Annotated in this window: 9 protein-coding genes; 2 read left to right on the top strand and 7 right to left on the bottom strand. The window is 70.6% G+C overall.

Annotation, left to right across the window (positions count from 1 at the left end; genetic code table 11):
- Positions 1–168 precede the first annotated feature (168 nt).
- Positions 169–933, bottom strand: coding sequence for a sulfite exporter TauE/SafE family protein (locus OZN99_RS18300; RefSeq protein WP_270936706.1), 765 nt, complete (start codon positions 931–933; stop codon positions 169–171).
- A gap of 71 nt (positions 934–1,004) precedes the next feature.
- Here OZN99_RS18300 and OZN99_RS18295 point away from each other — a divergent pair, with 71 nt between their 5' ends.
- Positions 1,005–1,835 (top strand): sulfite exporter TauE/SafE family protein, encoded by an 831-nt coding sequence (locus OZN99_RS18295; protein WP_270936705.1) that lies wholly within the window; start codon positions 1,005–1,007, stop codon positions 1,833–1,835.
- 104 nt (positions 1,836–1,939) lie between these two features.
- On the opposite strand, the gene OZN99_RS18290 is transcribed toward OZN99_RS18295, so the two are convergent.
- From OZN99_RS18290 to OZN99_RS18275, 4 genes are all read right to left on the bottom strand, one after another.
- On the bottom strand, positions 1,940–2,485 hold the full coding sequence (locus tag OZN99_RS18290) for a PEP-CTERM sorting domain-containing protein (protein WP_270936704.1): 546 nt from the start codon (positions 2,483–2,485) through the stop codon (positions 1,940–1,942).
- Positions 2,486–2,833: 348 nt separating this feature from the next.
- Positions 2,834–3,484, bottom strand: coding sequence for a hypothetical protein (locus OZN99_RS18285; protein ID WP_270936703.1), 651 nt, complete (start codon positions 3,482–3,484; stop codon positions 2,834–2,836).
- Between the two features lie 342 nt (positions 3,485–3,826).
- On the bottom strand, positions 3,827–5,134 hold the full coding sequence (gene gltA, locus OZN99_RS18280) for a citrate synthase (protein WP_270936702.1): 1,308 nt from the start codon (positions 5,132–5,134) through the stop codon (positions 3,827–3,829).
- Positions 5,135–5,293: 159 nt separating this feature from the next.
- Positions 5,294–6,496, bottom strand: coding sequence for an acyltransferase family protein (locus tag OZN99_RS18275; RefSeq protein ID WP_270936701.1), 1,203 nt, complete (start codon positions 6,494–6,496; stop codon positions 5,294–5,296).
- A gap of 418 nt (positions 6,497–6,914) precedes the next feature.
- On the opposite strand from OZN99_RS18275, the gene OZN99_RS18270 reads away from it, so the two are divergent.
- Positions 6,915–7,990 (top strand): IS630 family transposase gene (locus tag OZN99_RS18270; protein WP_270936700.1). Its coding sequence is split into 2 segments (ribosomal slippage): positions 6,915–7,412 and positions 7,415–7,990, totalling 1,074 coding nucleotides; the frame shifts between segments, so codons are not numbered across the junction.
- Between the two features lie 8 nt (positions 7,991–7,998).
- Here the strand turns inward: OZN99_RS18270 and OZN99_RS18265 are convergent.
- Both OZN99_RS18265 and OZN99_RS18260 read right to left on the bottom strand, forming a co-directional pair.
- Positions 7,999–8,481: a thermonuclease family protein gene (locus tag OZN99_RS18265; protein ID WP_270936699.1), complete on the bottom strand. Its 483-nt coding sequence runs from the start codon at positions 8,479–8,481 to the stop codon at positions 7,999–8,001.
- A 175-nt stretch (positions 8,482–8,656) separates the two neighbouring features.
- On the bottom strand, positions 8,657–9,560 hold a 904-nt coding region (locus tag OZN99_RS18260; RefSeq protein ID WP_270936698.1), incomplete at its 5' end, for a CHAD domain-containing protein.

The raw sequence follows: 9,560 nt of genomic DNA, 5'->3' as shown, positions 1-9,560 counted from the left end.
CGGCGGCGGTGTTCGAGTGGGAAGGCGCGGCCGGCCCGGCGGGCGCGGCCGTGCTGGCGCGCTACCGCGCCTAGCGCGCGGTCCGCGACGGCGCGATCGCCGACGCGGTGGATCGGTCGCACAAGCGAAGGCCGCGGCGCGATCCGCGTCGGCGGAACACGACGCGGGTCAGAAGCCGAGCCCGTCCCACACGAGCTTCACGCCGGTGACGAAAAGCATCGCGTAGATCAGCCGGTAGAAGGCACGGTCGCTCATCCGCCCCGCCAGCCAGATGCCGATGCGCACGCCGATCGGCGCCAGCGGCAGCAGCAGCAGCGCGGTCAGCAGGTTGGTCGCCGACAGCTGGCCCAGGACGAAATAGGGCACAAGCTTCACGTAGTTCAGCACGGCGAAGAACACGGCGACGGTGGCCGCCAGCTGCGCGCGGTCCAGCCGCAGCGGATAGAGATAGACGGCCAGCGGCGGCCCGCCGGCATGGGCGATGGTGGAGGTGAGGCCCGACAGCATCGCCCAGAAGCCGGCCTTCCCGCGATGCGGCGTGGCCGGTGGCGGCGCCACGCGGCCGGGGCGTGCCTGCCACAGGCTGCGCGCCAGGAAGACCAGCGCGATGGTGCCGACCATCAGCTTCACGTGGCGGTCGCTCAGCAGCCCGAACATGGCCGCGCCCAGCGCCACGCCGAGCAGCCCGCCCGGCAGGATCGCGCGCAGGTCGCGCGCGCTCCAGCGGCCCCACCAGGCGCGCAGGCCTGTCAGGTCCATGGCGCAGAGCACGGGCAGCGCGATGCCGGCGGCCTGCGGGGCGGGGATGACGAGGGACATCAGCGGCACGGCGACGTTGCCTGCGCCGGAGGCGAAGCCGCCCTTGCTGATGCCGGTCAGCAGGAAGGCGGGGATGGCGAGCGCCCAGAACAGCGGGTCTGCGATGATCGGCACGCGGGGTGACGTCCTGGTGAGGGCTGGTTATGGCACGGCCCCTGACCTTTCAGGAATGCCGGGACAAGAAGATGGACTTCATGCAGGACCCGCTCTGGCTGGCCGGGCTGGCGCTGGCCATGGCGTTCACCGGGCTCGCTTCCGGCCTGCTGGCGGGGCTGCTGGGGGTGGGGGGCGGGATCGTGATCGTGCCGGTGCTGTTCAGCGTCTTCCCGCTGTTCGGCATTCCGGAGGCGGTGCAGATGAAGCTGGCGGTCGGGACCTCGCTCGCGACCATCATCCCAACCTCGATCCAGTCGGCGCGGAAGCACTTCGCGAAGGGCACGATGGACGTGCCGCTGCTGCGCAGCCTGGTGCCGTCCATCGCGGGCGGGGTGCTTCTGGGCACGCTGCTGGGGGTGGTGGTGGCGGGCAGCGCGCATACGGCGGTGTTCGCGGTGATCGCGCTGGCGGTGGCGCTGAACATGGCCCTCACCGGGGTGGATTGGCGGCTGCGCGACAGCTTCCCGACGGGGAAGCGGCGGCATTCCATCGGCACCTTCATCGGCGCGGTCAGCGCGATGATGGGGATCGGCGGCGGCACGGTGGGGGTGCCGATCCTGTCGATGTTCGGCGCGCCGATCCGCAGCGCGGTGGCGACGGCGAGCGCCTTCGGGGTGATCATCTCGATCCCCGCCACCATCGGCTTCGTCTATGGCGGCTGGGGCAACCCGCTGCTGCCGCCGCTGAGCCTGGGTTACGTGAACCTGATCGGCTTCGCGCTGATCGTGCCGGCCAGCCTGCTGGCGGCGCCCTGGGGGGTGAAGCTGGCGCACAGCATCCCGCCGCTGCTGCTGAAGCGGCTGTTCGCGGCCTTCCTCGGCCTGACGGTGCTGCGGATGTTCTGGAGCCTGGCGAGCTGAGAGCGGGCCGGGTCGGCGCACACGAAAAAGCCGCGCTGCGGGGCAGCGCGGCTTCGCGAAAGATCCATCAAGCCGGGCAGCGCCGGGCGCTGCCGGGGCAGGGATCAGGCGGTGGCGAGCGCCGGAAGCTGCGGACGGCGGCGGCTCGCAGCGACCAGCGCGAGGCCGGCGATGCCGAACAGGGCGAGGGTGCCGGGCTCCGGCACCGCCGTCGGGTTCAAGCGCTCCAGGGTGTAGGCCTGGACGTTGAACTCCTCGAAGACAGAATCGCCGTCGAGGGCGACGATGACCTCGACGACCGAGCCGCCGCTGATGGTCCCGATGCTGAAGGCGTTGCCGGCGCAAATAGCCGTGTCGCAGGCGGTGAAGTCCATGGTGAGGCCGTCGGTGCTCACCAAGCCGACCCCACCGGTCGTGCCGTTCAAGACGAGGTCGGTGAAGGTACCGACGAAGCCGAGCGCGGGAAAGGGATTGCCGTTGAAGCTGGCGGATTGGACGGTTGTCACCGACACGACATTGCCGGCGATCGAACCGTCCAGAACGGCGACGAGGTCACCGCTGGACGTGCCGATCGTCAACTGAAACAGCGCGGCATCCGCCTGCTTCGCGGGGGCAACCAGGGCAATCGCTCCTGCGAGGGCGGTCGCCAAGGACAGCTTCCTGAGCATGTTCGGTCCAATCGCTTGCCATGGCCGGAAACGACTCTCCCGGCCGATCAACGTCGGGACGACTTTTTCCTGTCGGACCGATCCGGTCAAGCGCCGAATGCGTTACCTGCCCGTCAGGAAACGTTCGGGCGCGGCAATGCGACAGCTTTACATTCATCCTGCCGTTGCGCCGGATCCGGCCGGCGGCCGACCCGCGTGCCAATCACGGCGACTCCGACGCAGCGGTGTGAGTTCGTGAGACGATAGCAGAAGATTGAGAATCTTTCGCCTGGTGGGCAGGGTGGGCGGCCGACCCATGGCGCGCCCGCCCAGCCCTGGCGCCGAAGGCGGTCAGGCCGGCACCATGAAGTTGGCGGCGGCCGAGGCCCGCCCGATCAACGCGGCCAAGGCGGGATCCTCCTGGCCGCGCTCGGCGGTCAGCGCCTCGATCGGGCAGAAATACTCATGCGGATGCGGCACCTGGCCGCGAGCAACGGACTGGTAGTGGCGGGCCTTGAGCCCGTAGAGCACGCGGACGTCGCGCACCGGCAGCACCAGCGGCTCGTGCGGCTCGTCGCGCAGCATGCGGATCAGGTGCCAGCGGGGCGTCGGGTCGTTCGGCTCGGCCGGCTCGTGCAGCCAGCGCACCGGGCAGACCACCAGCAGCGAGCTGGTCGAGGGCGCGAAGCGCGCGCGCTTGTCCTGCAGGTTCTGCACCGACCCGCAGGCCTCAATGCAGAGGATGTCGGCCCAGCGGTCGTCGGGATCGGGGCCGAAATGCAGCCAGAGCCCGTCGGGGATGGTGCGGAAGGTGCTGGCCCCCGGGAACTTGAGGAACGGTTGCCCGAGCAGGTTGGCCTCGCCGGGGCGGGCGCGCATCCAGGTGCCGGCCTGACGTGAGGTGCGGGGGGCGCCGGGCGGGCGCTGCGGCCATTGGCGCAGCCGGCGACGGACCAGCTCGTCCAGGGGCTTTGCCGTGTGGACCAGGGCCTCTGCGCGCATCGGTTTAGACCTTCCTGTGGATATCAACTTACAGGCGAACACTCTCAGGACTCGGGGCGCGGTTCAAGAGGTTTTTTAACGGTGCATTAAGAATTTACGCGTCCGGGTTGATGAAACCGTCCGGGAATTCGCCCGAGGCCCTGCCATCTTGGACTCGTCGCCGCCGGCGATGCGGACTCGCGGCGTGGGATTCTTGCCCGATGTTCCGCGTTGATTCAGGGGGATGGCCGCATGATTTCACGCGACGGCTGAGGAATCTCGTTGCGCAGACAGCATGAAGGCCCGCCCGCATCGCGCGGGCGGGCCTTCCGGTCAGGCCGAAGTGGCGGTGTCGCCCGCGGGTCAGCCGCGCTTGACGGCCGGGATGTAGTCGCGCTTGCCAGGGCCGGTGTAGATCTGCCGCGGGCGGCCGATCCGCTGGGACGGATCCTCGACCATCTCCTTCCACTGGCTGACCCACCCCACCGTGCGCGCCACCGCGAAGATCACGGTGAACATGCTGGTCGGGATGCCCATCGCCTTCAGGATGATGCCCGAGTAGAAATCGACGTTCGGGTAGAGCTTGCGGGAGACGAAGTAGTCGTCCTCCAGCGCGATCCGCTCAAGCTCCATCGCCAGGTCCAGCAGCGGCTCGTCGGTGATGCCGAGTTCGCCGAGCACCTCGTGGCAGGTCTTCTGCATGATCTTCGCGCGCGGGTCGAAGTTCTTGTAGACCCGGTGGCCGAAGCCCATCAGCTTCACGCCGGAGTTCTTGTCCTTAACCTTCTCGATGAAGGCGGGGATGTTCTTCACGTGCCCGATCTCGCCGAGCATCTTCAGCACCGCCTCGTTGGCGCCGCCATGCGCGGGGCCCCACAGCGCTGCGATGCCGGCGGCGATGCAGGCGAAGGGGTTGGCGCCGGTCGAGCCGGCCAGGCGCACGGTCGAGGTGGAGGCGTTCTGCTCGTGGTCTGCGTGCAGGACCAGGATGCGGTCCATCGCCTTCGCCAGCACCGGGGAGACCTGATACGGCTCCGCCGGTACGGCGTTCAGCATGTAGAGGAAGTTGGCCGCATAATCGAGGTCGTTGCGCGGGTACACGAAGGGCTGGCCGAGCGAGTACTTGTAGGCCATCGCCGCGATGGTCGGCACCTTGGCGATCAGCCGGAAGGCTGCGATGCGCCGCTGCTCCGGATCGTTGATGTCGAGGTTGTCGTGGTAGAAGGCGGCCAGCGCGCCGACCACGCCGCACATCACCGCCATCGGGTGCGCGTCGCGGCGGAAGCCGTCGAAGAAGCGACGGATCTGCTCGTGCACCATCGTGTGGTAGGTGACGCCCTTCTTGAATTCCTTGAACTGCTGGGCGTTCGGCAGCTCGCCGTTCATCAGCAGGTAGCAGACCTCGATGAAGTCGGAATGCTCGGCCAGCTGCTCGATCGGGTAGCCGCGATAGAGCAGCACGCCCTCGTCGCCGTCGATGTAGGTGATCTGGCTCTCGCAGCTCGCCGTCTCGCCGTAGCCCGGGTCGAAGGTGAAGACGCCGAGGTCGGCGTAGAGCTTGCGGATGTCCACGACATCAGGGCCGATCGCGCCCTTCAGCACCGGCAGGCGGGTGCTTCGGTTCGTACCGTCGAGGGTGAAGGTGACGGTCCCGTTGGGGGTCGTGGCCATGCTTTGCTTCCTCGAGCGCCAGAGCCGCCGCTGCTCGCGGCCCCGTTATGGTGCGGCGCAAGATAGGATCGGGCCGGACGCCTTGGCAACTTGGCCCGGCCGGGCCTGCCCGCATATTGTCGTGCTCGCCGCGGTAACCGCCGGGCTGCCCTGGCGGCTTCAGAGCCGCGCCGCAACCGCGTGGCCAAGCCGGATGGCCGGGCGTTCCACCCAGCGATGCAGCAGCGCGGCCAGCCCGAGCGAGAGCAGGGCGGCCGCCATCACGGCCAGCGGCACCGGCACCGCCGGCGGCACCACGCGCAGCACGGCCAGGATGGTCGGCACATGGACGAGGTACAGGGCAAAGGATATCGGGCCCAGCCAGGGCAGGGGCCACACCATCAGCAGCGCCTGCGCCCGTGCCGAGGCGAGTACCAGCAGGATCAGCAGCGCCGCCCCCAGCCCGGCCTTGAGGTCGAACAGGCTCTCCGGCCCGGGCAGGAGCCAGCGGATGTTCAGCAGCAGATAGGCCAGCAGCCAGAGCACGACCCGCCCCGCGCGCGGCAGGCCGTGCACCGCCGGCACCAGCCAGCCGCGCTGCGTGGCGACGACGGCGCCGAACAGGAAGTAGAGCAGGAAGTAGAGCGTCGAGAGATAGCCCCACCCGGTCAGCGTCGCCTCCACCGTCACCACCAGCAGCACGGCCAGCATGACCGGCAGCACGATGCGCAGCCCCGCCGCGGCGAGGGCGAAGACGGCAGGGAACAGCAGCGAGGCGTGCCATTCGTAGTGCAGCGTCCAGAGCACGTTGTTCAGCGGATAGTCCGTGCCGATGAGCAGCATGTGCCGCACCAGCATCCGCCAGTCCGGCATCGCCCCCCAGGAATGCTCGTTGAACCAGATGCTGAGGCCGGGCCGCGGCGCGTTGCCGACGAGTTGCACCACCAGCGCGACCGCCACCACCACCGCGGCGGAGGGCAGCAGCAGCCGGCAGGCGCGCCGGGCGACGAAAGGCAGGTAGCGCGGCCGGCGAGGCCCCTGGAAGGCCAGGCTCAGCACGAAGCCGCTCAGCACGAAAAAGAGAAGCACCGCCTCCCGCCCTGACCAGAGCAGGCTTGGGGGCGTGGCGGTGAACAGCAGCACGTCCAGCCGGCCGGTGGCGAAGACGTTGTTGCCCTCTCCGCCCAGCACCCAGAAGTAGGACGGGTGGACCAGTAGGCCGTGGTAGATGACGACCGAGAGCGCGGCGAGGCCGCGCAGGCTGTCGAGCGCCACGATGCGCTCCGGCGCCTGGATGGCGGCGCGTCCGGATGCGGCGGGGGGCCGAGCTTGCAGGGCGTCGCGCCAGGCCGCGAGGCCGCGCGTCGAAGGCGGAGTGGACATGTCGGGCGTGCACCGGTTGGGGCCCGGCGCGCTGGCGCGCGGGCGTTGCGGTGCCGGACGCAGCGTATCCGCGTGCGGCGAGCCTCGCCGGCCCTGGCCGGCGAGGTCGCGGATGTCACGGCGGGCTGACGGCGGCGCTGGACATGGCGCCCCTGCTATCCGGCCCGGCGCGGCCTGTCGACGCGCATGTTGCGGAGCGGCGGCAACATCCTGGTGAGCGCGGAAGAGGCTTACCCGGCCGGCACCGTGCGACGGGCGGCGAGGCTTGCGCCGTAGCGCATCCGAAGTCGACGCACGCCGTCGGCCGGATGGGCCGGATAGCGACCCGTCTCATACCCAGCTCGTGAAATGCTGACTCGCCTGTGTAGGGTGCGAGACGAGCGGGTGTGATTCGTTGTCCTCCGGCATCTCGGAGGGCATGACGGTGGGAGCGCCGCTGGCGATCCGGACGGACTTGGAGGCGGCGGACCTGCGCCGCCTGGCCCGACGAGAGAGCGACGGTCGGGTGGCGGCGCGGCTGATAGCGCTGGCCAACGCGCTGGACGGCATGAGCCGGGAGGCGGCGGCGCGCGCTGCCGGGATGGACCGCCAGACGCTGCGGGACTGGGTGATCCGCTTCAACGCCGAGGGCATTGATGGCCTGCGCGACGCCCCGCGTCCCGGCCGCCCGGCGCGGATGACCGACGGCCAGCAGGCGGCCTTCAAAGCGCTGATCCTGCGCGGCCCCGATCCGGAGCGCGACGGCGTCTCGGCCTGGCGGGTGGTCGACCTCTGCCGCTTGGCCGAGGAGCGCTTCGGCGTCGTCTACCGCAAGGGCGGCATGCTGCGGCTGGTGAAGTCGCTCGGGCTGTCCTGGCAGAAGACCCGGCCACGACACCCGCTGACCGACACAACGGCGCAGCGGCGCTTCCAAAAGGGGGCCTTGCAGCCGCGCTGAGCGAGATCGCCCGACGTCATCCCGACAAGGAGTTGCAACTCTGGTGCCAGGACGAGGCCCGCGTCGGCCAGAAAGGGCGCGGCACGCGGGTCTGGTTCGAGCGCGGCGTCCGCCCGGTCGGCATCATCGACCGCCGCTATGCCTCGGCCTGGATCTACGCCGCCGTCCGGCCCGGCACAGACAAGGCCTTCGCCCTCGTGCTGACCGAGACCAGCGCCGCCGCCATGGCCGCTTTCCTCCAGCGCTTCGGGGCGAGCCTGCCGGAGGGCGTCCATGTCGCCCTGCTGCTCGACGGAGCAGGCTGGCACACGGCGAAGGACATCGCAGTGCCCGACAACGTCAGCCTCGTCTTCCTGCCGCCCTACAGCCCTGACCTGAACCCAGTCGAGCGCGTCTGGCTCTACCTGCGAGAGCGCTTCATCTCGCATCGCCTCTTCGCCGACCTCGGTGCCGTCATCGACGGCTGCTGCGACGCCTGGAACCGCCTCATCGACGAGCGGGGCCGCGTCGCATCCCTGACCGATTACGCCTGCCTGCGGTCGGTCAGGATTTCATGAGCCGGGTATCAGTTCCGGCGGCGCCATTCCTCGGGGCGGGTGAAGCCGCCGGCCCAGAGGCCGCGCGCGGCGCGGCGGGCTTCCACCTCGGCGGCCAGCAACGTCGCGTCGTCGCCCTGCGACAGCGCCCAGCCGGCCCGGACCAGGCCGGCATTCAGCTCTGCCCCGGCCGCGGTGCATTGGCCCAGGCCGCGGCCGAACCTGTCGCGGCCGGACACCACGCAGACCACGGAGCGGCCATTCACCAGGCGGGAGAGCGCCTCCGCCGCGGCGGCGCCGCAGTCGAACGTCCGCCCCGCCTGATCGCTGCAGGGCTGCCCGCGCTCCGGCGCGTCGATCCCGGCCAGCCGCACCGTGCGGTCGCCAAGCCGCAGCGTGTCGCCATCCACCACGCGGACCTCCGCGGCCAGCGCCGACCAGTCCTGGTAGCGCGGTGCGGAGCCCATCAGGTCGGTGGGCAGGCCATAGCCCGTCACGATCGCCGTCAGCACGACGGCGAACGCCAGCGCCGGCGTGCGCCAGCGGCGTGGGTTGGGCGAGGAACGGAAAATCCGACGTGGTTGCCGCACGGGACCGAAGGTGTCTTGGGAGGCCCTACGCCTACCGCGCGTGCGGGGAGGCTGCAACCCCTTCTTCAACCTATACGTGAACACAAGAGAGCGTGCTTTAGCCCTGATTCCAAAAGATTCCGCCGTCCAGAAGGTCCTTCCACGCCGCACCAGCCCGGCCGCGCGCCCGGCGCGCCCGGGCCAATGCCCAGCCCTCCGCCACGCCGGCCGCCCAGGCCAGTCGCCCGTCGCGCCCGACCAGCGCGCCCATCAGCGCATGGGCCACCACGGCATCGTTCGCCAGGCCGAACGCCTCCTGCACCTCCGCGAGGCGGGAGAGGAAGCGCTTGCCGCGCTTGCGGCCCCAGAGCGGCGAGAAGAGCTCCGCCGCGTAGCGCATGCGCTTGGCCTCGATGCGCAGCGCATGGAAGTCGTCGGTGGGAAGATCGGCGATGTCCTCGCCCGCGTCCTCGATCCGGCGCCAGCGCTTGTCCAGCACCCCGGCCGCGAAGTCCGCGAGCGTGCCGCTGCGGCGTTCGGCCTGCTCGGGTTCGCCCTCCACCCGCCAGGGGCGGGTCTCCGCCAGGGCTACGGCATCCCAGGCGACCCGGCGCAGCTCCGGCCCGGCCAGCACCGGGCGCAGCGCGGCATAGGCGGCCTCCCGCGTCGTCCGGGCGGCACGCAGCAGCGCAGCGATGCGCCGTTCCTCGGGCAGCGCGGCGGCGACCTCCGCGCCCAGCCCGCCGAGCCACACATCCCAGTCGCGCGCCGGGCCCAGCACGCCGGCCAGCCCCTTCAGCCCGGCATCGAAGCGGCGGAGGGAGGGCCCGTCGCAGGCCGGGCGGAATACCCGCAGCAGCGAGCGCATCCGGCGCATCGCGACGCGCATCTGGTGCACGCCCTCGGGCGTGGTGCCCGCCGCGGCGGCCGGCGCGTGCCACAGCAGCACCTCCGTCAGGTGACCGAGCGCCAGCACCAGCGCGGCCTCCACGTCGAGGTCGGGGTCCAGCACCGGCGGGCCC

Source organism: Falsiroseomonas oryzae (assembly GCF_027856955.1).
Lineage (GTDB): Bacteria > Pseudomonadota > Alphaproteobacteria > Acetobacterales > Acetobacteraceae > Falsiroseomonas > Falsiroseomonas oryzae.
This window is presented reverse-complemented; position numbering and strand designations above follow the sequence as displayed.

Bases quoted from the DNA above. Each gene is read 5' to 3' on its own strand.
- OZN99_RS18285 (WP_270936703.1), bottom strand. From the start codon at position 3,484: ATGCGCGCAGAGGCCCTGGTCCACACGGCAAAGCCCCTGGACGAGCTG.
- OZN99_RS18275 (WP_270936701.1), bottom strand. From the start codon at position 6,496: ATGTCCACTCCGCCTTCGACGCGCGGCCTCGCGGCCTGGCGCGACGCC.
- gltA (WP_270936702.1), bottom strand. From the start codon at position 5,134: ATGGCCACGACCCCCAACGGGACCGTCACCTTCACCCTCGACGGTACG.
- OZN99_RS18295 (WP_270936705.1), top strand. From the start codon at position 1,005: ATGGACTTCATGCAGGACCCGCTCTGGCTGGCCGGGCTGGCGCTGGCC.